Genomic DNA, 19,829 nt, shown 5'->3' with positions numbered 1-19,829 from the left:
TAGTTGAGATTTAGCGGCTTTATGATAAAGGCAGGTTAGGTCAGAGGGGTGAGTATGTCTTTGCCTAGGTTGTGCCAAGGCAAACCACTAATCAGGGCATTGAATTGTTCATGGCTGATGGTGAGTCCTGTGGTTGGGTTAGGTGCACTGTGATGTCGCATGAGGCGTTCGCCAAGTCCGTGAAATTTGCCATCATCCAGTGCTCGGGTGCATAGCCATATGCCCAGGCCGTCATGGATGAGTATTTTTAGCCGGGTGCCTGCTTTGTTGTAAAATAGGTAGGCACAGTTTGGGCGGATGCCTGGGTGGTGCTGTAGGATGAAGGCGAGTAGTTTATTACTGCCACTTCGCATGTCCATGGCAGCGGTGGATAGCCATATTTGTTGGGGGTTGATAAGGGGGTTCATTGTAGCCCCCGCAGTAGTTCGAGTAGGCTGTGTGTGTCGATTTGGTCGATAGTGAGTTTTATGGGCATTGTGTTGTGGCTGGGAATTTGTAGTTCTATACCTGTCAGGACTGATGACCTAGATGTGATGAAATCGGTGATTTGCTCACGGTTTGGTTTTGGCTGTACACTGACAGGGATGAATGTTGGTGTATTGCGGTAAGCGTCATTGTCAATAAGTGCGGGTATTTGGTCGGTTTGGGCTTGTTTGGCTTTTTGTTCTCGTTTCCAGTTGTGCAATAGGTTCTGGTTGATGCCGTTGTCTCTGGCTATGCTGGCAATAGACCGTCCTGAGCTTATCGCTTCTTGGACTAGAAATTCTTTGAATTCGTCACTGTAGGTCTTGCGTCTGGGTTTGTTGGTTGCCATGTTAATGTCCATTTACTGAAAATCATGGACATTATCTCGCTTTAGTTTACGGTGAAATAGGTGGGATGGTCGGGGGCTTACGATAATAGCGCGGGTATCAACCACAAAGCTTGCCAAGCAATCCCGCCGACCATAGCAGGCTTTGCACTTGCCAACCAATGCGTCAATAGCGGTACTGCTAGCAATCGAAACCCCAGCCAAACCCACCATACTATGGTTAAGCGTCGGTGGATGGGATAAATGGGTTTTGGCGCAGATAGTGAGTGCGGGTCTTTTTTTCTCATAACGCTTGTTTTCTCATAACGCTTGTTTTCTCATAACGCTTGTAATGCCTTGGCAATTTTGGCTAGACGTTGACCTTGGGCGATGGCTAATGTTTTTTCGTCTGCGCTCATGATATGGTCATGCTTTGCGCCACTGACATGGCTTGCACCATACGGGCTTCCACCTTGGCTCGTGGTATTGAGCGCAGGCTCACTGTATGAAATTCCCACAATCACCATGCCATGATGCAGTAGCGGCGTCATCATGCTAGTCAAAGTCGTCTCCTGCCCACCGTGCATGGTGCCCGTACTGGTAAATACAGATGCCGGTTTGTTTTGCAAATCCCCCGCGAGCCAAATTGTGACGCTATTATCCCAAAAATACTTCATCGATGCTGCCATATTGCCAAAATGGGTGGGGCTACCTAATGCCAGTCCTACACAGTTTTTTAAGTCATCCATGCTGGCGTACAGGTCACCCTCATCAGGAATACTTGGCGCAACTTTTTCAGTCTCGCTACTGACCTTGGGTACGGTGCGAATACGTGCGGCGATGCCTGTGCCACTGTCTTCAATACCTTGTGCGACCAGATACGCCAAATCTTTGGTTGAGCCATTTTGGCTGTAGTACAACACTAAAATATAAGGTTGACTCATGGTTTTTCTCACATCAATTTTGATAATTGTTACGTCAAGCTAGTTTGGGTGAATAAATTTTGATGAATGAATTTTGATGGTAGGGTCAAGGCAATCTACCAGCCAGATTGCCAATTGCAAAACACCAAAACTGTTCACAGTAATTCAATAAACATTTTTTTTGAATATGATACCATACTGCCATACAATCACTGCTTTTTTCGCCGATTTGATGGTCAAACTTTGAAATTTTTTATCAATAAGAACTACTATGAATGAACTGATTGCCAAACTAAAAAAATTATCCATTTTTAAATATAAATGGGTGCAGTTTTTGATGTACCTTATCAAAAACTTTATCGATGATAATTGTAGCCAAAAAGCTGCGTTACTGACGTATACCACGCTGCTGTCTATTGTGCCGATTTTAACCCTACTGTTCGTGATTCTCTCCACCATTCCGCAGTTAGCAGAAGCGCGTGAGCAGATTCAAAACTTGATATTTAGCAATATTTTGCCCAGTACCGGATTACAGGTCACCAAGTATCTCAACCAATTTACCAGTAATTCATCGAACTTAACCATCATGGGTGTGGGTATTTTATTTTTTACCACCATTTCCACTTTAATGACGATTGAAGCCACATTTAACCAAATTTGGCGGGTTGAAAAAAAAGAGACCAGCTGGCTCAATCTTGTGCGTTACTGGGTGATTATTACCCTGTTACCTATTGTGCTTGCCATCGTCATGATTATCTCAAGTACCGTGCAAAGTTTGAGCTTTTTAAATCAAAAAATTGGCGGTTATGGGATTGACTGGGCGATTTGGGTACAAATCGGCTCGATTGCGATTGTGCTGATGGGGTTGGTGACCATGTATTGGTTTATCCCGCGCTGCCAAGTGCGTTTTAAACATGCGCTGGTTGCCGGTGTTGTGGTTGGGATTATCTTTGAAATCTTAAAACTCACCTTTGGCGCAATTGTCGATAACTTTACCAGTTATAAAGCGGTGTATGGGGCGTTTGCGATTTTGCCGTTGTTCTTACTCTGGATTTATATTTCTTGGAATATTATTCTGCTTGGGGTGCAAATCAGCTACTGTTTGACCATTTTTGAGACCAAAGAAATCTTTCCCCGTCATGCCTTGTTTAGCTTGATGGATATGTTAAACGTGTTATACCGTGAGCATAAAAAAGGTAATGCCGTCACCGAAGCCGGTTTGCGTGATGTGCTAGGTCGCCAAGAGATGCCAAATTGGTACACTTATATTAGCTTTTTACAAGATAACAATCTCATCACCACCAGTGACAAATATGAATATGTGCTCAAACGCTCGCTCGATGATTATAGTTTTTGGGATTTTTATCAAAATATGCCCTATCCTTTGCCGCATGAAAAGGATTTGCGAAAACTTAAAAATAACGCGCCTTGGACTGTGCAATGGATTAATACCTTAGCGCGTGGTGAAGCCATGCTCAAATATAATTTTGATGTGTCGATGGCAAGTATTTTTGATAGTATCGCACCGCGTCAGACCCCAAATGCCGAAGACATCAAGCCAGATACAGGAAAAAAAGATAAAGGTAAAGGCAACAAACTAGCCGGTCAACGTGAAGGTTCAGGGCTATCAGGCGGTCAAGTCAGTGACGTGGTCAATGAAGATAAACGTATCAAGGAAACTGATGCCGAGCAAGCGACTGGCTTTGATGGTACGCTTGATTTTAAAGGTCAAGGTAGCTTATCGAGTCAACCACGTGATTTTAATGCCCTAAATAACGATGAGTTATCGGATGAATTATCACATGAATCATCAGTTGCTAAGCAAGGTCATGATAATCAAAAACACTTGTCAAATGATGAGAGAGATGATAAACGTCCACTAAAAACGCTTGAAGAAAGTAACAGTGAATATGACAGTCATAGCGAAAACAAAGCGACGCCCTCATCCGCACAACATGGCAATGTGGCAGATGAGCATAAATTTGCGATTGATAATTATTTGAATGCCAATAATTTTGACAATATGCGTTGGGATATCAGTAACCTAGATGACACGAGTTTTAGCAATGAAATTACCACCACCCAAACAGCCAAATCAAAAATCCTAGTAGATGATGACAAACCAAAAGGTGATAATACGGCGGTGATGGCTAAAATTCGTCAGATTGTACCGGCTAGTGTACTCGATAGCCCGTATAATCCTTTCAATTTTATCAAATCAAAAATTGCAACTAATGCAAGCAAAAAATCTCCGCGTATCATTACCGAAAAAGATAAACCAGACAGCTAGCTTGGTGAATAAAAAAGGGCAGATTCTGCCCTTTTTTATCGCTTTTTTTATCGATAGCTTAAGCCTGGGTCATCTTTTTACCCAATAACCCTTTGGCGCGCATATTGCGATAGACAACCACAACAATGACGATATTCACTAGCAGTATCAAAAAGTTAAGCCAATTAAACCGATGGCTAAATAACTCATAAACCTCAAGCGGCAAAAACACGCCGTAGCCCAAAACGCTATACCAATACGCCCATATCTTATCTCGATAAAGACCGTAGGTTTCCACAAAACGCAGCAGCGCATAGCCCACAACTATCCAAAAGGCTTTTTGCCAATTTTGGTTGGCGACCCAAGCATAGTGATTCAGTGCCTCTATTTGGTGGTGCAGTGCCATACCCATGATACGATGCAGCGCCTGTGAAACCACCCGCGCAATCCATTGCAATTTATCATGCCCTACAAAAATAATAGCCGCCACCCCTAGCGCTACCAATCCTTTTACCAGCTCATAGATAGCGACCATGATGATGGCGTTCTTGGCATGATGGCTATTAGGGACTGGCAGGGCTATCTGTTTAAACGCCTTTGGCATGATTCATTACCGTATCCAAACTTAAAACACGCTTCAAACAATCTTAAAAATAGACTTGCTCGACTTTCCCTGTCAATTCGCTATTGATAAATGGCGTATTTTTGCCCTGCGACATCATCGATTCTTTAGTTACCGTCCAAGTCAGCCTGGGGTCAACCAGCACCGCCCCGCCCGTTTGATGGTAGCTTGCTTCAATCCCCGCGATTTTGGCAGGGTTGAGTGCGATTTTTTCTACTAACTGCGTTGGGGTCAAAACACCTTCTTTGACCAATTGACAAGCTAGCCCCATAAAAGTATCAAAATTGCTAATACCGGGTTTACACTCCGCAAATGGCGCTTGTTTAGCGGTTTTTGCCAAGGGCTCATGGTGGCTACAAATCGCATCAATCGTGCCATCTTGCAAGCCTTCTTGCAGTGCTTTTTTATCCGTATTGGAACGCAGGGGCGGCAACACATACGCCAAGGCATTAAAACCAATCAACGCATCATCGGTTAAATGTAACTGGTGCATCGCCACATCACAGGTCACCGGCAAGCCCCTTTGTTTCGCCCAGCGAATCAAATCAATCGAGGATTTGGTGGTCAGCTGACCAAAATGTGCCGATACGCCTGTTTCTTCAACAATCAACAGCTGCTTGGATAACGCCACCGTTTCAGCAATCCAAGGAATCCCTGCCAAGCCATGATAAGATGCGATGTAGCCATCATGGGCGACGCCGTTTTTGGATAAACTGGGTTCATCAGGGTAAAAAAATACTTTGATGTCATAAGTCGCTGCATAATCCAGTGCTTGCAGTAGTACGTCATCATTGGCGAATTTGCGACGAGCATTGCTGACCCCGATGATGCCACCTTGCTTCAGCCCAAGCATATTGGCGGGTTTTTCACCTTCAAGACCTGCGGTCATCGCCCCTAGCACATGCAGATAGATGCCACCATCTTGATAAGCCCGCTCTCGCAAGCCTGCTAGTAACGAGCCATTCTCAAGTACTGGGTTGGTATCAGGTGGTATAACGACATGCAAAAAACCGTTTTTTCGAGCCGCGGCGCCTTCTGATTTTAATGTACCATGCGACTGGTGCCCAGGTTCACGCAAACGCGCACATAAATCCACCAGCGGCGGTAATAGCCATTTGCCATCGCTGTCGATAGGGTTAAGCTGCGTGGTATCAAATTGCCAGTTGGCAGGTAAAAGATTTTGAAGCGTCATGGTTTTGCCTACTTTGGTTTTGCCTACTTTGTCATTTTTTTTGCTAAATTTTAAGATGCGCTGCGTGCGGCACGTTGCCCTTGCATGGCCAGTGCCAACACCGCCATACGTACCGCAATGCCGTTATTGACTTGTTTTAAAATCACTGATTGCTCACCATCGGCAACAGTTGATGAGATTTCAACACCGCGATTCATCGGTCCTGGATGCATCACAAGCGCGTCAGGTTTGGCAAGGGCAAGGCGTTCGGTAGTGATGCCATACGCTTTAAAATACTCGGATGTCGATGGCAACAAAGGCGAGCCAATACGCTCATTTTGAATACGTAGACCAATGATGACATCACAGTCAACTACCGCCGCGTCCAAATCGTTATAGACATTGACACCATAACGCTCAATGCCTTTTGGTAATAATGTCTTGGGCGCCACAACGCGAATTTCTTTAACTCCCAAGGTTTTGAGTGCTGCAATGTCTGAACGGGCAACGCGGCTATGCTTGATATCGCCGATAATCGCTACCGTTAATTCCTCAAACGGTCTTGGCGCTTCACGATAAATCGTGAGCATATCGAGCATCGCTTGGGTCGGATGCGCGTGCCAGCCGTCACCACCGTTGATGATGGCAATGTTTGGGGTGACTTCGGTTGCCATAAAATGCGCAGCCCCACTCGATGAATGACGCACCACAAAGATATCCGCTGTCATCGCTTCAAGGTTCCACAGCGTATCCCGTAAGCTTTCGCCTTTTTGGGTGCTGGATTTGGCAATATCGATACTGATGACACTAGCGCCAAGACGTTTGGCAGCCACATCAAAGGTGGTGCGGGTACGGGTAGAGTTTTCAAAAAACAAATTCATCACCGTACAGCCTTCAAGCTCATCACTATTGCGAATGCTGTTGGGGCGACCGGCATTGTCGGTTAAGTAACCATTGGCTTTTTCGATGATGGCCATCAGCTGCGTTTTGGATAACCCTTCTACGCCGATAAAATGCCGCAAATCACCTGCTGCGGTCAGTTCCGGCTTTGCCATCGCCTGATCAAGCTTGCTCTGTAGCGCTTCGTTGGATAAAGTTTGGGTGTTTAAAATATTCATCAGCCACCTAGATTTGTTGTTATTTGTATAAATTTTGCCTATTTTACCGTAAATCGGCTGGAATAAATACGCCAATATTTTGCGATTATCGCTGATAAGACGGCTCAAAAAGTGCTACAATTTGCGGCAAATTGTCTATATTTTTTTTAATTCATGAGGTCTAAATTCACCTTGCTTAATCGTATATGATTGGCTTAGGTTGTTAATTTATAATTTTATAATAAGGTCTACTATGTCAAATCTTGAAACTTATCTTGCCGCTCAAAACGCCCAACCTGCTGTTGCCGACATCATTACCACCATTACCAAAGTCGGCATTCAAATCAGCGACTTGCTCAAACGCGGCGCGCTCGCGGATATTTTGGGCGAAGCGGGTAACCAAAATGTGCAGGGCGAAGAGCAAAAAAAGCTCGATGTCATTGCCAATGATTTGTTGCTAGACGCTTTGAGCAGCAATCCGCATTGCGCGGGCGTGGCTTCTGAAGAATTAGATAACGCCACCCCTGCCAATCAAGATGGCGATGTGTTGGTACTGTTTGACCCGCTTGATGGCTCATCCAATATCGATATTAATATGGCAGTCGGTACAATTTTCTCGATTTTACCCTACAACAACCAAGGTCACCCTGCGACGGATGAGGACTTTTTGCAAAAAGGAACGGCGCAGTTGGCATCGGGTTATATTTTGTATGGCACCTCAACTGTGATGTCAATCACGCTTGGTAACGGTGTGGCCATGTTTAGCCTTGACCCAGACACCAAAGCGTTTGTGCAAATCAAAGACCAAGTGCAAATCAGCGCAGACACCAAAGAGTATGCGATTAATGCCTCTAACTATCGCTATTGGTTGCCACCGATGCAGCGTTATATTGACGAGTTTACGGCGGGTAAAACTGGCGTGCGTGGTAAAGATTTTAATATGCGCTGGGTGGCGGCGATGGTGGGCGATATTCACCGTATTTTGTGCCGTGGGGGGATTTTTAGCTATCCATTTGACACCAAACACCCTGATAAACCGGGTAAACTGCGTCTGATGTATGAAGCCAATCCGATGAGCTTACTCATTGAGCAAGCGGGTGGTATGAGCACCGATGCAGTCAATCGTATTTTGGATATCGAGCCGACCAGTATCCACCAGCGCGTGCCGGTGGTGCTAGGGGCGAAAAACGAAGTTGAATATGTGAAAAAATTACATGAAGAAGTTTAAAGGATTTAGAAAATGTCAATTTTTAAGGTTTTAGATACCCACATTAGTTCATGTGTTTCAAGCTATCCAACTATCCTAGATAATGCAGCTAATGATAGTATTCTTCGTGGTACTGAATTCATGTTATTTTCTCTTTTAAAAATTTTTGATGAAAATGATATTGATTACATTGAGGAGGGCATTGTAGACTCAGGCTACAGAAAAGAAAAGTTAGATTATGGTATTGACGCTATTTATATAACAGCATCTAACGATATTGTTAATTTACCTGAAGAGCTAGATGATTATAACGAAGATACAAAATTCAATATTCATTTATTTCAATTTAAACGAGGAACGGGAGTTGAGCAAGGTGAATTACTGAAATTTCAAAATGGTATAAAGAAAATCTTTATTGATGAAAATTTTAATGAGCCAGATAATCTATATTTTTTTAATAGGTTAATTATTTTTAACGAAATAAAAAACAAAATTTATACAAATTTTCCAACTGACAATATAGCAGTCATCCCCCACGTTGTTTTTGGTGGTCTAAAAGACAACATTATTGATAACCCTCTACTTTCAGAAGTTCTTGATAATATAACAAGGGATTTGAAAAACAATGGTTATAACAATGTTAAAACCAATGTGCTTGGATGTGAAGAATTAATAAACTACTCCACTCAGAGTCGGAAGATTATTGACACTATTGAATATCAAAAAACTTTGAACTATATAACTGATACCGATAATAAGAATAAATTGAATGGCTATATTTGTATTGTAAAAGGTATGCAAATAGCCGAGCTAGTTAGAAAGCACCAGACATCCCTTTTTGAGGCAAATATTAGGGATTATTATAAACGTAATGATTTGAATGGAAGTATAATTGAAACTAGCGCAAGCGATGAATCTAAATATTTTTGGAGCTTCAATAATGGACTTACTATGACCTGTAGTAAGGTTGAGGAATTACCAAATAATAAATATCGCTTGCATGATTTGCAAATTGTTAATGGCTGTCAAACATCCAATTCAATTTATCATGCTCTTAAAAACAAAGAAAGAGTCAAAGAATTAATCGATAAAAAAGCTAGTTCAGACAAAGGTCTAAATCAAAAAGAGCAGGAGGAGTTAGATTCAAAAATAAAGCTTCAGTTTAATGATGATACTAGTCTATTAGTTAAAATAATTGAAACTAATAATGATGATTTAATTTTCAGAATTACAGAAACTACTAATTCCCAGACTCCAATAAAGGCTTTTTCCCTAAAAGCAAATGACAACATACAAAAATTAATTGAACAGTATTTAGGAAGTTTAGATATTTCTTATGAAAGACGTATTAATGAGTTAAGAAATAAAGGAAAAAAGAACATTTATAATATTCAAAAGTTATTTCAACTTTTTTCATCCCAAATTCTAATGATGCCTTCTCAAGTCCGAACTAGACCGAAACGCTTATTCATTTCTAACTATGACAATGTATTTCCTGCACCTGATGTGAAACAGCTTAATTATTCTCTTTACTATATTCCTTTAATGATTGATATTGCGGTGAATAAAGCAGTTAAGAAATTTATGTCTGATGAAAAAACAGATATATATAAAAAAACTTTAATGACGTACGGTAAATTTCATTTAGGTTGCTTTATCTTGTCTTCTATTTTAAAAAATGAATACTCAGAAAAAGGGATAATTAAAAGTGAAAATTTAATACTAGATGAACTAAAAACTAACTTAGATTTTCATTTTCAAGATGCTTTAGAAAACTTCGAAAAAGTTGTAAAAGCTGGTTATGGTAATAGAAGAGAATCTATTTCGAGTGCTGTAAGGAAAACTGAGTTAGATACCCGTATAAAAAAATTCGTTAAAAATAGGAAGTAATATAAAAAATGAATGTTTTCATATCTTCCAAAGACAACCCAACCATCAAAACTGCTCATGCCCTTCTCACTGGGTCGCGCCAGCGTAAAAAACTGGGCAAAACCGTGATTGAAGGCACGCATTTGCTTGAAGCGTACCTAAACGCTAATCTCACGCCCGAAACCGTGATTGTCAGTGAAAGTGGTTTGCACAATGACGAAATCAATGCCTTATTAAACCGACTTGAAAATGTTAAAACGTTAACGATTAGCGATAATCTGTATAAAGAGATTCGCACGCTGGGCGAGAGCCTGCCCATCATGGCGATGATTGATATGCCGCATTTAGACTTTAATCAGCCCATCACCAGCGATTGCTTAATCATCAATGGTGTCCAAGACAATGGCAATCTAGGCACACTGTTACGCACCGCCTCAGCGGTGGGAATTAAAACCATTGTCTGTACGATGGGCACCGCATCGGCGTGGTCGCCCAAAACCTTGCGAGCGGGCATGGGGGCAAATTTTAGTTTAACGATTTTTGAAGGCATCAGCGTAGATGAGATTTTGATGAAGGTCAAAGTGCCGATGTTTGCCACAAGCTCACATACCGATCATATTATTTATCAAACCGATTTGAGACAACCGTTAGCCTTGATTATGGGGCATGAAGGACAAGGCGTCGATGAGAGGTTACTTAGTCAATCTGCCCCGATTGCCCTACCGCAGCCCAATGGTCAAGAAAGCCTAAACGTGGCGATAGCAGGGTCACTGTGTCTGTATGAAATGTTACGGCAAAGACGCTACGCATGATTGCCATAAATAATTGCCATAAATGCCATCAATGAATGAGTGTGACATAAATGACTAGGCAGCCTGTGTTTAGTCTTTTTTGTCGTCACTATCGCTTGGTATTAGCCGCCTGGTATCACCGCTTTAGCGACGGCTACCGTGCCTTTGACCACCCCTTTGGTGGTCTTATAGGCAACTTTAACAGGGACAGTGACAATTTTATGCACACACCCTTGTAAGATAACAGCGGTGGTCAGCAAAAAAAGCAGGGTGGTTAGTTTTTTCATTCGTTACCTTTAATTGACTTTAAGATTGACTTTAAGAACGATAATCAGCATTGATTTTGACATACTCGTATGATAAATCACAGGTATAAACGGTATCACTCGCCTGTCCGCGACCCAATTCAATGTGAATGGTAATTTCAGGACGCTTCATCACCTCGCTACCACGCGCCTCGGTATAGTCTTGTGCCAAGCCGCCGCGCTCGCAGATACGCACATCATCGAGTGATACCGCCACTTTTGACTGGTCGAGCATCACGCCCGCTTTGCCTACCGCTGCCAAAATACGCCCCCAATTTGGGTCACTGGCAAAAAATGCGGTTTTTACCAGCGGTGAATGCGCCACTTCATAGGCGATTTTGGCACATTCTTCAGAGGTTTCACCGCCTGTCACTTTGACCGTCATAAATTTGGTTGCCCCTTCACCATCGCGTACAATCAATTGAGCGATTCGAATCATCACATTTTTAATTGCCTGATAAATCGCTTGATAATGCGGGTGATTTTCGCTGTCAATCATCTCCCCAACTTGTCCTGTGGCAATCAACGTACAACAGTCATTGGTCGAGGTGTCGCCATCCACCGTGATGCGGTTAAATGACTGATTCACCGTATCGGTCAAGATATTTTGTAGCAACGATTTTTCAATGTTGGCATCGGTCGCCACAAAGCCAAGCATGGTCGCCATATTGGGGCGAATCATGCCCGCGCCTTTTGAGATACCTGTCACCGTGTAAGTTGTACCATCAATTTCCACGATTTCGCTATGTCCTTTTGGGGTGGTATCGGTGGTCATGATGCTATGGGCGGCGCCAAGCCAATTATCGTCGCTTAAATTGGCTAAGGCGCTGTCTAACCCGGCGATGATTTTATCCGCCGGCAAGGTTTCCCCAATCACCCCGGTGGAATAAGGCAATACTTGCTCGGCCGCGACACCGGTTTTTTCTGCCAATGCCACACACGTTGTTTTGGCACGCTGTTTACCGTCTTCACCTGTGGCAGCGTTGGCGTTGCCTGTGTTGACAATCAAATAACGGGGACTGTCTTTGGCGATAAATTCTCGCAGCAACTGCACAGGCGCGGCACAAAATTGGTTTTGCGTGGTGACAACCGCGGTATTTGCGCCCGCTATGATGTCAAAAACCGTTAAGTCTTTGCGCCCTGCATAGCGCACGTGGGCTTCGGTGATGCCAATTTTTATCCCTTTCACTGGGTTTAATTTTACAAGTTCGACATTGCCAACTGGCATGAGAGCGCTCCTTACTGTTGTTTAATTGTTTAATTGTTTAATTGTTTAATCCAAAAAATCTGCCCAAATCGGGGCATGGTCGCTGGGTTTTTCCATGGCACGCAAATCATAGCTGACGCCTGCACCGTTGAGCTTATCCGCCAAATCAGGCGTCATCAAGATATGGTCAATGCGCAGCCCTCGCTTTGGCTCATCGTCAAATCCCTTGCTGCGATAATCAAACCAACTTAGCGCTTGACCGTCGGCATATAACGCCCGATAAGTATCATGCAAATCTGTCGCAAGCAGGGCTTGGTACCACTCTCGCTCCTCTGGCAAAAACGAGCACGTGCCATTTTTTAGCCAACGTTTAACACTATCCTCGCTAATGCCAATATCAAAATCAAGCGGCGCAATATTCATGTCCCCCATCAAAATCATACTGCGATTTTCTGCTTTAAGCTGCAAAATATAAGCCGTTAAATCAGCATAGAATTTGCGCTTCATCGGAAACTTGGTTTCATGCTTGCGATTTTCGCCTTGCGGGAAATAGCCATTAAGCACATCAATATATTTGCCATTAAAATCATAGCGTGCATGGATAAATCGTCGCTGCGCATCGTCGCTGTCGGTTGGAAAGCCTTTTTGTACAAAAATAGGTTTTTGTCGTGATAATAACGCCACACCATAATGAGATTTTTGCCCAAAAAACTCGACATGATAGCCCAATTGCTGCACGCTTTGTAGCGGAAATGCGTCATCATGTACTTTGGTTTCTTGTAGCCCAATGACATCGGGTGCGATGATATCGCGAATGGCTTCAAGCTGGTGTGGACGCGCCCGCAATCCATTGATATTAAAACTGACAAAACGCGGCATGTGTTTTCCCCAAATTGATAAATGTGTCTTGGTATTGATAACTGTGGCTTTGTTAAGCGTTAAATGCCGACTATATTAGCGGATATTGCCCGCAAGCTCAATTTGAAAGCAAATTGGGTCTGCAACCCTGAGGTTATGCATGACGAACCCGCAAATAGCAGGTGAAGTTTAAAAAAATTTTGGTATAATCAAAAAACCTTGCACTTTAATCACTGCCAACTTTGCAAAATATTTTTTTCAATTTTTTCTGGCGACGTGCTGACCCTAGACTTAAAAAGACAATATAATGGCTCGAGTTTCTTCTATTACCCGTGTTTTAAAAATCATCGAAGCCGTGTCTGCGGCACAGCGTCCTTTATCGCCACTGGATTTGTCTGAGATTTTGGATATTCCAAAACCGACCATGCACCGACTGATACAGCAGCTGCAAGAGGAAGGCTTTGTGCGGGTCGATATCAATGGTACTATTGTGCCTGCGTCGCGTACGCGGCACATGGCGATTCATCTATGGCAAAGTCAGCAAGTAGCAATTCAGCGGTTTGCGATTTTGCAAAGACTGGTTGATAAAATCGGTGAAACCTGTGGCATGGCGGTACCTTATTACGTCAACATGGTCTATACCGACCGCGTACCTTGTCCTTCTGCCCTACAAGTGTATATGCCCACTGATTCGCAAGCACCCATTTGGTGTACGGCGGCTGGTAAAATCTACCTAAGTACGCTCACAAAAGATGATAGGGTGACGCTACTAAAAAATTTATCGTTAACCGCTATCACCCCTGCCACGATTACCGATAGGGATGCGCTCAATCAAAGCCTTGAACAGGTAGCTAAGCTGCGCTATGCAATTTCTGATGAAGAATATATTGCCCAAGCGGTCTCAATTGCTGTGGCAATCAATGATACCCAAGGTCGTTATATCGGCTCACTGTACACAACCGCACCTAAAACGCGCAAATCTCTCGAGGACTTGATTGGGTTTGTACCTGATATGCAAAAAGCTGCCGATGATATTCGTGATGCGTTTTTTGGGGAGATTTAAATGTTATCCTTGGAATTTCTGACAAGGTAAAGTTAAAACGCCCAAAGCACTTTTACTCATAAATTGTATATAGCATGGTGGGGCTTAGTTATTTGATGGCTCATCCATGTGGCAACAAACCCAAATGTTGTAAGCCTTGATAGATGCCATCTTCCCACGCAGCTGGACATACATAGTCAGCCGCCGCTTTCACATCGGCATGGGCATTCCCCATCGCCACGCCAAAGCCGACTGTCTGTAACATTTCGATATCATTCACCCCATCGCCGAATGCCATGGCATCTTCAAAATCCAGCCCCAGTTTATTGAGCGCCTGCGCAATACCGCGTGCCTTCGAGCCTGTCGCATCTAGAATATCGATACCGTTTTTATGCCAGCGCATGATTTTTAAAGTCGAGGGAAATTCAAAATTTACCTGCGTGTTGTCAGGATGAAATGCCACGACTTGATAAATAGGTATCGACAAATCAATGTCATCATGACGGGCAGTACGGTAAGCTATTTTAAGTGAATTTAAAGCTTCTGACAGCGCCTCATCTTCCGCTAACGCGATAATTTCCGCATCGGTCATGTAGGCATAGGATAAATTGTTTGATTCGACATAATCGGTAATCAGTTTAATTTGCGCAGGCGTCATCGGATAATGCGCTAACAATTCCCCTTGGTGATGACTGCATTGACCGTTGATGGTGACAAGCACATCGATACCCACGGTCTCAATGAGCTCATACACCGCTTTGGGAAACACCGCACGACCCCGACCGGTGGCGATAGCAACCATAATGCCTTGCTGCTTTAATTGTTTAAGTGCCTCAATCGCGGATTGTGGCACCCTTTCTTGATGCTTGATGTACAACGTGTCATCAATATCAAAAAAGACAATTTTTGGTTTTTTGGGGCGTACTGTTGGCTTAGACATAATAACACTAATGCGATAAATTGGGATTGACGCTAATTCTACCCTATTTTTGGGTTAACTTTTTAAATTAACGAGCAGAAAAAAGCCAGAAAAAAATCCTAGCTTTTTGCTAAATGCCAAAACTTATTGCAAAACGTTCGCATCATAATGCGCCATAATGCTTGAGAAATCTTTATCCCCATGCTGCTCACTATGTTTGGTGTAAAGCGCCGTGGCTTGGTCTGCCATTGGCGTCACCACCTTGGTATCATTGGCCGTTTGTTTGGCAAGGTTCATGTCTTTGAGCATAAGTTTACTCATAAATCCACCCGTGTAACCACGGCTTGATGGCATGGCATCACCAACATCGGGATGCGGATTACACACTTCCAGCGCCCAGTTACGACCGGTGCTGGCTGACAAAATACTGGCTAAGACTTTTGGGTCTAAGCCGTTTTTGGCGCCCAAATTCATGGCTTCTGCTGTCCCTGTCATAATCACGCCAAGCAGCATGTTATTACAGATTTTGGCGACTTGACCTGCACCGACCTCGCCCGCGTGAAAGATATTTTTTCCCATCGCCTCTAAAACGGGTTTGACCTGCTCAAATTGCTCAGCTTGCCCGCCCACGATAAAGCTGAGTGTCCCTGCTGCTGCCCCTGCGGTACCGCCTGATACGGGCGCATCCATAAAACCAATACCTTTCTCCGCCGCGACTTGGGCAACTTCACGCGCATCACTCGCGGCAATGGTGCTACTATCGACCAGCAGGGTATCTTTACCCACCACATCGAGCAAGCCTTGATTACCGTCTTTACCCAGATACACCTCTTTGACATGTTGACCTGCAGGTAACATGGTGATGACCATATCCACCTCTTTGCTTGCGTCCACAGGTGAAATCGCCACGTTTGCCCCTTGTTGGGCAAGGTCGTCTAGTACGGCGGTGTTTAGGTCAAATACGTTTAAGGCAAAGCCATTTTTGATGAGATTTTCTGCCATCGGTTTGCCCATGTTACCAAACCCGATAAAGGCAATTTTTTTAATGGCTGTTTGTTGATGATTTGGCATATACAATCCTTGTATGTTGTGGTGTTTGTAAACTTTATACAGCACGTTTGGCTAATTTTGCTGAGAGTGAATCGCTACCCAACCAAGCCTCAAAGGGATGTTCGCTATTGGGAAAAGCTGATGCAAGATGTGACTGGATATAGCCGGCATCGCATTCATCAAGGGTTTTACTCCATTTTGGCGATTTGTCTTTATCAATCAGTAACGCGCGTACACCCTCACGAAAATCGGGGTAATTGACACAATGTAGCGACGCATTCATCTCCATATATAGCACTTGCTCAAGCGATAATTTGCTGGCACGTTTAAACATCTCAGCCGTTAATGCTGCGCTGACAGGACAACCGTGCTGATAAGTTTCGACCGCTTTGGTAAGCCATTTATCCGTTTCGCCGTTGACTTTGGTGAAGTTGTCATCGCGCAACGCTGCATCTATATCATGCACTGAGCCTTTGTTTACTAGCGCTTGGATGGTATTAAAATGCATCATCAAATGACTGTCTGCTAAGTGCTCAGTATGATGAATTTTGGCTAAGGCTTGGCTTGCGATATCATGTAAATTGTTGTCAGCTTGCCAATTGGCTTGTTTTAGCGCGTCAAGCACTTTGTCGTATTCGCTGCTTGCCACCGCATACTCAGCAAGGCTAGAGAAAATCGCATCGTTGGCGTTACAGTTCGCCCCTGTCAAGCCCAAAAACAGCCCAATTTTGGCAGGCATACGCGCCAAAAACCACGAACCTGTGGCATCAGGGTATAAGCCGATGGTAATTTCTGGCATGGCAAAACGGGTGGTTTCGGTGACGATACGATGGCTACACATCGCCATCAAGCCCATGCCACCGCCCATGACAATACCATTACCCCACAAGACAATCGGTTTTGGGTAAAAGTGCATTTGCCGGTATAGGCTGTATTCGTTTTCGAAGAATTCAACCCCGTACGGATTGGGCTGCTGCATAGGCACTTGGGGCGGCGTGTCAATCATGCTGTCATACAGTTTGCGGATATTGCCCCCTGCACAGAACGCTTTTTCGCCACTACCCTTTAGCAAAATGGCGACGATGCTGTCATCAGTTGCCCACTTGGTGAGCTGATTTGCCATCAGTTTGCACATATCGACACTTAGGGCGTTTAGGGCTTTCGGGTCGTTCAATGTCATCGTGCCGATGTGATGACCGCAGCGTGTGGCTATCGTTTCAAATATTACAGGTTGTTGATTTTCCTCGCTCATTTTTATTTTCCTATTATAGTCCGATATGTACTAAGCATTTATTTGGGTTATTTTCAACAATTTGACAAAACTCAACTAATTGATAAAGTTGCGTTAAAACAGTGGATTTATCAAAAGTTTGAGTTTGGTTAAAACGGTTTAAATCAAATGTTTGGTTTGCATTTTCAAAAAGTACAATCCAAGCCAAAATTAACTTTTTAAAACTAGTGATTTGATTTGGATAAAGCGTATTCACACCTTCAAAATCTAATCCTTGATAAACCACGTCTTTATCATCAACACTAAAGTTAACCCATGCTAAACTATCGGCTAAATATCTAAGTAATTTATCATCAATATAAGTGTAATGATTTTTTATTAATAATTTATTTTCCCATTCTTCATTTAATGGGTGCTCATATGCAAAAACTAAATTGGTAATATCGGTTATGAAGAATAGTTGAATTTCACTCATAAATAGTTTTTGTTTATTTCCACTCTGGCGAGCGTTTTTCAAGAAACGCATTGACGCCTTCTTGTTGGTTGTCGCCATCAAACAGCTTAATAAATAACTCACGTTCCTTTATCCAGTTAAAACTTGGTGGTTGATAACGTGCCGACATAATCAAGGTTTTACTCGACGCAATCGCATCGGGGGATTGCTTCGCCACTTTTTGAGCCAATTCTAAAGCCGTTTCTAACCCTTTGCCACTTTCCACGACTTCTTCCACCAAACCAATTTGCAGCGCCTTATCTGCCTTGATACGCTCACCGCATAAAATCATCCGTTTTGCCCAGCCTTCACCCACCAGCCACGGCAAGTTTTGCGTACCGCCTGCACACGGCAACAAGCCAACCGATAGCTCTGGCAGTGCCATTTGGGCATGGCTCTCAGCAATGCGGATATCACAGGCAAGCGCACACTCAAGACCGCCACCCATCGCATAGCCGTTGATACAGGCAATCGACACGCCACGAAAATTGGACAAGGCTTCAAACGCTTCACCAAACGCCATTGCCATCTCCGCGGCTTGTCCTTTATCCCCACTGGCAAAGCTGTTTAAATCCGCCCCTGCGGAAAAAAACTTTTCGCCATCGCCATGCACCACCAAAGCGGTGACTTGCTTGTTGGCATTTAAGTCGCTAATGAGCTGCTTTAAACTGGCTAAACTTTCTTTTGTCCAAGTGTGGGCAGGCGGATTGTTGAGGGTCAAAATAGCAATATGGTCTTGGATTTTTAGGTTTAAATTGGTGTAATTTGACATGGTAAATCCCTTTTAAAATGCCTTTAAATTCATTGCAATCTTGGTAGCGCACCATCTTCCATCATTTTGCGAGACACAATCATCCGCATCACTTCATTGGTGCCTTCTAGGATTTGATGCACGCGTAAATCGCGCACATGACGCTCTAGCGGATATTCTTGTAGATAGCCATAGCCCCCGTGTAGCTGCAGCGCTTGGTTGGCGATATCAAAACTCAAATCCGTGGCAAGGCGTTTTGCCATCGCACAATACGCCGTGGCAGCGGGCGATTTGCTATCTAAATGATACGCCGCCAATCGCACCATCTGCCGCGCCGCCACCAAATGGGTGAGCATATCGGCAAGTTTAAACTGCACGTTTTGGAATTGGTCAAGGGTTTTGCCAAACTGGCTACGCTCCTGTACATACTGCACGGCGCGGTCAAGGGCAGCTTGAGCCGTACCCACCGCACAAGTGGCGATATTGATACGCCCGCCGTCCAAGCCTTTCATGGCAAAGCTAAAGCCCTGTCCTTCTTCACCGAGTAGATTTTCGGCAGGGACTTTGACATCGGTAAAATGCACCGCCGCGGTCGGTTGGTTTTTCCAGCCCATTTTATGTTCATTTTTGCCGTAGCTGATGCCATCGCTGTTGGCATCGATGATAAAGGCAGACACGCCTTTTGCCCCATTGTCGGAGGTGCGCGCCATCACCACGAGCACATCGGTCGCCCCTGCCCCAGAGATAAACATTTTTTGCCCAGTAATGTGGTAATAGTCGCCTTGTTTGACCGCTTTGGTTTTTAATGAACCGGCATCTGAGCCAGCATTCGGCTCTGTCAAACAGTAGCTACCCAATTTTTCGCCCGCTAATAATTCAGGCAAGTATTTTTCGGCAACCTCGGCTTTGGCAAACTCGCCAATCATCCAAGCGACCATGTTGTGAATGGTCATGAATGCGGCAGTTGACGTATCGCCATACGCCAGTTTTTCAAAGATAATCGCCGCATCAAGGCGCGGCAAGCCCAGTCCACCAAAATCAGGGTTGGTGTAAAGCCCCATAAAGCCCAGTTCACCTGCGGCTTTGAACACCTCTTTGGGAAAATAGCCTGTGGCATCCCATTCGGCAGCGTTGGGGGCAAGCGATTTGGCGGAAAATTGGGCAGCCAAATCGGCAAAGGCTTGTTGGTCTTCGGTAAGGGAAAAATTCATATCGTGACCCTAATTTTAAATTT

The 19,829-nt window shown here is 43.9% G+C and carries 21 protein-coding genes; 5 read left to right on the top strand and 16 right to left on the bottom strand.

The genetic code is table 11. The features are described 5' to 3' along the window. Window positions 1-35: 35 nt before the first annotated feature. The 4 genes from tnpB to wrbA all read right to left on the bottom strand — a co-directional run bounded on the left by tnpB (window position 36) and on the right by wrbA (window position 1,734). The gene (gene tnpB / locus AXE82_RS00600) at window positions 36-407 is read right to left on the bottom strand and encodes an IS66 family insertion sequence element accessory protein TnpB (RefSeq protein WP_062330255.1); all 372 of its coding nucleotides are present in this window, start codon (window positions 405-407) and stop codon (window positions 36-38) included. Beyond that, on the bottom strand, window positions 404-814 hold the full coding sequence (locus tag AXE82_RS00595; RefSeq protein WP_065252196.1) for a transposase: 411 nt from the start codon (window positions 812-814) through the stop codon (window positions 404-406). The genes tnpB and AXE82_RS00595 overlap by 4 nt, the downstream gene beginning before the upstream one ends. A gap of 77 nt (window positions 815-891) precedes the next feature. After that, window positions 892-1,098, bottom strand: coding sequence for a hypothetical protein (locus AXE82_RS00590; RefSeq protein WP_174901005.1), 207 nt, complete (start codon window positions 1,096-1,098; stop codon window positions 892-894). Between the two features lie 30 nt (window positions 1,099-1,128). Continuing rightward, a complete protein-coding gene (gene wrbA, locus AXE82_RS00585; protein WP_062330250.1) occupies window positions 1,129-1,734 on the bottom strand; it encodes an NAD(P)H:quinone oxidoreductase in 606 nt (201 codons plus the stop codon). 250 nt (window positions 1,735-1,984) lie between these two features. On the opposite strand from wrbA, the gene AXE82_RS00575 reads away from it, so the two are divergent. Continuing rightward, a complete protein-coding gene (locus tag AXE82_RS00575; RefSeq protein ID WP_062330246.1) occupies window positions 1,985-4,003 on the top strand; it encodes a YihY/virulence factor BrkB family protein in 2,019 nt (672 codons plus the stop codon). Between the two features lie 58 nt (window positions 4,004-4,061). Here the strand turns inward: AXE82_RS00575 and AXE82_RS00570 are convergent, their stop codons facing one another. Genes AXE82_RS00570 through AXE82_RS00560 form a run of 3 tightly spaced genes read right to left on the bottom strand, consistent with a single transcriptional unit; the run spans window position 4,062 to window position 6,830 of the window. Then, window positions 4,062-4,586, bottom strand: a complete 525-nt coding sequence (locus tag AXE82_RS00570) for a DUF2127 domain-containing protein (RefSeq protein ID WP_062330244.1) — start codon at window positions 4,584-4,586, stop codon at window positions 4,062-4,064. A 43-nt stretch (window positions 4,587-4,629) separates the two neighbouring features. Then, on the bottom strand, window positions 4,630-5,796 hold the full coding sequence (locus tag AXE82_RS00565) for a dihydroorotase (RefSeq protein ID WP_172460493.1): 1,167 nt from the start codon (window positions 5,794-5,796) through the stop codon (window positions 4,630-4,632). A gap of 50 nt (window positions 5,797-5,846) precedes the next feature. Continuing rightward, a complete protein-coding gene (locus AXE82_RS00560) occupies window positions 5,847-6,830 on the bottom strand; it encodes an aspartate carbamoyltransferase catalytic subunit (protein WP_406946763.1) in 984 nt (327 codons plus the stop codon). Window positions 6,831-7,125: 295 nt separating this feature from the next. Here AXE82_RS00560 and AXE82_RS00555 point away from each other — a divergent pair, with 295 nt between their 5' ends. The 3 genes from AXE82_RS00555 to AXE82_RS00545 are packed head-to-tail and all read left to right on the top strand — an operon-like array spanning window position 7,126 to window position 10,760. Continuing rightward, window positions 7,126-8,100: a class 1 fructose-bisphosphatase gene (locus AXE82_RS00555; RefSeq protein ID WP_062330239.1), complete on the top strand. Its 975-nt coding sequence runs from the start codon at window positions 7,126-7,128 to the stop codon at window positions 8,098-8,100. A 12-nt stretch (window positions 8,101-8,112) separates the two neighbouring features. Continuing rightward, window positions 8,113-9,969, top strand: coding sequence for an AIPR family protein (locus AXE82_RS00550; RefSeq protein ID WP_062330237.1), 1,857 nt, complete (start codon window positions 8,113-8,115; stop codon window positions 9,967-9,969). A gap of 8 nt (window positions 9,970-9,977) precedes the next feature. After that, the gene (locus tag AXE82_RS00545) at window positions 9,978-10,760 is read left to right on the top strand and encodes a TrmH family RNA methyltransferase (RefSeq protein WP_062330235.1); all 783 of its coding nucleotides are present in this window, start codon (window positions 9,978-9,980) and stop codon (window positions 10,758-10,760) included. 101 nt (window positions 10,761-10,861) lie between these two features. Here AXE82_RS00545 and AXE82_RS12160 read toward each other — a convergent pair whose 3' ends face one another. The 3 genes from AXE82_RS12160 to xthA are packed head-to-tail and all read right to left on the bottom strand — an operon-like array spanning window position 10,862 to window position 13,130. Beyond that, entirely contained in the window at window positions 10,862-11,026 is a 165-nt protein-coding gene (locus AXE82_RS12160) for an NF038104 family lipoprotein (RefSeq protein ID WP_167541431.1), read from the bottom strand. A 31-nt stretch (window positions 11,027-11,057) separates the two neighbouring features. Further along, the gene (argJ, locus tag AXE82_RS00540; RefSeq protein WP_062330232.1) at window positions 11,058-12,272 is read right to left on the bottom strand and encodes a bifunctional glutamate N-acetyltransferase/amino-acid acetyltransferase ArgJ; all 1,215 of its coding nucleotides are present in this window, start codon (window positions 12,270-12,272) and stop codon (window positions 11,058-11,060) included. 45 nt (window positions 12,273-12,317) lie between these two features. Beyond that, the gene (gene xthA / locus AXE82_RS00535) at window positions 12,318-13,130 is read right to left on the bottom strand and encodes an exodeoxyribonuclease III (RefSeq protein ID WP_062330230.1); all 813 of its coding nucleotides are present in this window, start codon (window positions 13,128-13,130) and stop codon (window positions 12,318-12,320) included. A 286-nt stretch (window positions 13,131-13,416) separates the two neighbouring features. On the opposite strand from xthA, the gene AXE82_RS00530 reads away from it, so the two are divergent. After that, on the top strand, window positions 13,417-14,172 hold the full coding sequence (locus AXE82_RS00530) for an IclR family transcriptional regulator (RefSeq protein ID WP_062330228.1): 756 nt from the start codon (window positions 13,417-13,419) through the stop codon (window positions 14,170-14,172). A gap of 100 nt (window positions 14,173-14,272) precedes the next feature. On the opposite strand, the gene AXE82_RS00525 is transcribed toward AXE82_RS00530, so the two are convergent. From AXE82_RS00525 to AXE82_RS00500, 6 genes are all read right to left on the bottom strand, one after another. Then, a complete protein-coding gene (locus tag AXE82_RS00525) occupies window positions 14,273-15,091 on the bottom strand; it encodes a Cof-type HAD-IIB family hydrolase (protein ID WP_062330226.1) in 819 nt (272 codons plus the stop codon). A gap of 123 nt (window positions 15,092-15,214) precedes the next feature. Then, a complete protein-coding gene (gene mmsB / locus AXE82_RS00520; RefSeq protein ID WP_062330224.1) occupies window positions 15,215-16,141 on the bottom strand; it encodes a 3-hydroxyisobutyrate dehydrogenase in 927 nt (308 codons plus the stop codon). Between the two features lie 34 nt (window positions 16,142-16,175). Beyond that, window positions 16,176-17,372, bottom strand: coding sequence for an enoyl-CoA hydratase/isomerase family protein (locus AXE82_RS00515; RefSeq protein ID WP_062330223.1), 1,197 nt, complete (start codon window positions 17,370-17,372; stop codon window positions 16,176-16,178). A 13-nt stretch (window positions 17,373-17,385) separates the two neighbouring features. Then, window positions 17,386-17,877, bottom strand: a complete 492-nt coding sequence (locus AXE82_RS00510; protein ID WP_147285565.1) for a hypothetical protein — start codon at window positions 17,875-17,877, stop codon at window positions 17,386-17,388. Next, window positions 17,840-18,616, bottom strand: coding sequence for an enoyl-CoA hydratase (locus AXE82_RS00505; protein WP_062330219.1), 777 nt, complete (start codon window positions 18,614-18,616; stop codon window positions 17,840-17,842). Before AXE82_RS00505 ends, AXE82_RS00510 begins: the two co-directional genes overlap by 38 nt. 29 nt (window positions 18,617-18,645) lie before the next feature. Continuing rightward, window positions 18,646-19,806, bottom strand: coding sequence for an acyl-CoA dehydrogenase family protein (locus AXE82_RS00500; protein WP_062330217.1), 1,161 nt, complete (start codon window positions 19,804-19,806; stop codon window positions 18,646-18,648). Window positions 19,807-19,829: the final 23 nt, after the last annotated feature.

This window comes from Moraxella osloensis (assembly GCF_001553955.1).
Lineage (GTDB): Bacteria > Pseudomonadota > Gammaproteobacteria > Pseudomonadales > Moraxellaceae > Faucicola > Faucicola osloensis.
The sequence above is the reverse complement of the archived record's forward strand: the minus strand, read 5'-3'. Positions and strand labels throughout refer to the sequence as shown.

What these genes read in the sequence shown, in the direction of transcription:
- AXE82_RS00570 (WP_062330244.1), bottom strand. Translation starts at nt 4,586, where the DNA reads ATGCCAAAGGCGTTTAAACAGATAGCCCTGCCAGTCCCTAATAGCCAT.
- AXE82_RS00510 (WP_147285565.1), bottom strand. Translation starts at nt 17,877, where the DNA reads ATGCGTTTCTTGAAAAACGCTCGCCAGAGTGGAAATAAACAAAAACTA.
- xthA (WP_062330230.1), bottom strand. Translation starts at nt 13,130, where the DNA reads ATGCCGCGTTTTGTCAGTTTTAATATCAATGGATTGCGGGCGCGTCCA.
- AXE82_RS00575 (WP_062330246.1), top strand. Translation starts at nt 1,985, where the DNA reads ATGAATGAACTGATTGCCAAACTAAAAAAATTATCCATTTTTAAATAT.
- AXE82_RS00595 (WP_065252196.1), bottom strand. Translation starts at nt 814, where the DNA reads ATGGCAACCAACAAACCCAGACGCAAGACCTACAGTGACGAATTCAAA.
- AXE82_RS00530 (WP_062330228.1), top strand. Translation starts at nt 13,417, where the DNA reads ATGGCTCGAGTTTCTTCTATTACCCGTGTTTTAAAAATCATCGAAGCC.
- argJ (WP_062330232.1), bottom strand. Translation starts at nt 12,272, where the DNA reads ATGCCAGTTGGCAATGTCGAACTTGTAAAATTAAACCCAGTGAAAGGG.
- AXE82_RS12160 (WP_167541431.1), bottom strand. Translation starts at nt 11,026, where the DNA reads ATGAAAAAACTAACCACCCTGCTTTTTTTGCTGACCACCGCTGTTATC.
- AXE82_RS00545 (WP_062330235.1), top strand. Translation starts at nt 9,978, where the DNA reads ATGAATGTTTTCATATCTTCCAAAGACAACCCAACCATCAAAACTGCT.
- AXE82_RS00515 (WP_062330223.1), bottom strand. Translation starts at nt 17,372, where the DNA reads ATGAGCGAGGAAAATCAACAACCTGTAATATTTGAAACGATAGCCACA.
- mmsB (WP_062330224.1), bottom strand. Translation starts at nt 16,141, where the DNA reads ATGCCAAATCATCAACAAACAGCCATTAAAAAAATTGCCTTTATCGGG.
- AXE82_RS00525 (WP_062330226.1), bottom strand. Translation starts at nt 15,091, where the DNA reads ATGTCTAAGCCAACAGTACGCCCCAAAAAACCAAAAATTGTCTTTTTT.
- AXE82_RS00550 (WP_062330237.1), top strand. Translation starts at nt 8,113, where the DNA reads ATGTCAATTTTTAAGGTTTTAGATACCCACATTAGTTCATGTGTTTCA.
- tnpB (WP_062330255.1), bottom strand. Translation starts at nt 407, where the DNA reads ATGAACCCCCTTATCAACCCCCAACAAATATGGCTATCCACCGCTGCC.
- AXE82_RS00560 (WP_406946763.1), bottom strand. Translation starts at nt 6,830, where the DNA reads ATGGCAAAGCCGGAACTGACCGCAGCAGGTGATTTGCGGCATTTTATC.
- AXE82_RS00555 (WP_062330239.1), top strand. Translation starts at nt 7,126, where the DNA reads ATGTCAAATCTTGAAACTTATCTTGCCGCTCAAAACGCCCAACCTGCT.
- AXE82_RS00590 (WP_174901005.1), bottom strand. Translation starts at nt 1,098, where the DNA reads ATGAGAAAAAAAGACCCGCACTCACTATCTGCGCCAAAACCCATTTAT.
- AXE82_RS00500 (WP_062330217.1), bottom strand. Translation starts at nt 19,806, where the DNA reads ATGAATTTTTCCCTTACCGAAGACCAACAAGCCTTTGCCGATTTGGCT.
- wrbA (WP_062330250.1), bottom strand. Translation starts at nt 1,734, where the DNA reads ATGAGTCAACCTTATATTTTAGTGTTGTACTACAGCCAAAATGGCTCA.
- AXE82_RS00505 (WP_062330219.1), bottom strand. Translation starts at nt 18,616, where the DNA reads ATGTCAAATTACACCAATTTAAACCTAAAAATCCAAGACCATATTGCT.
- AXE82_RS00565 (WP_172460493.1), bottom strand. Translation starts at nt 5,796, where the DNA reads ATGACGCTTCAAAATCTTTTACCTGCCAACTGGCAATTTGATACCACG.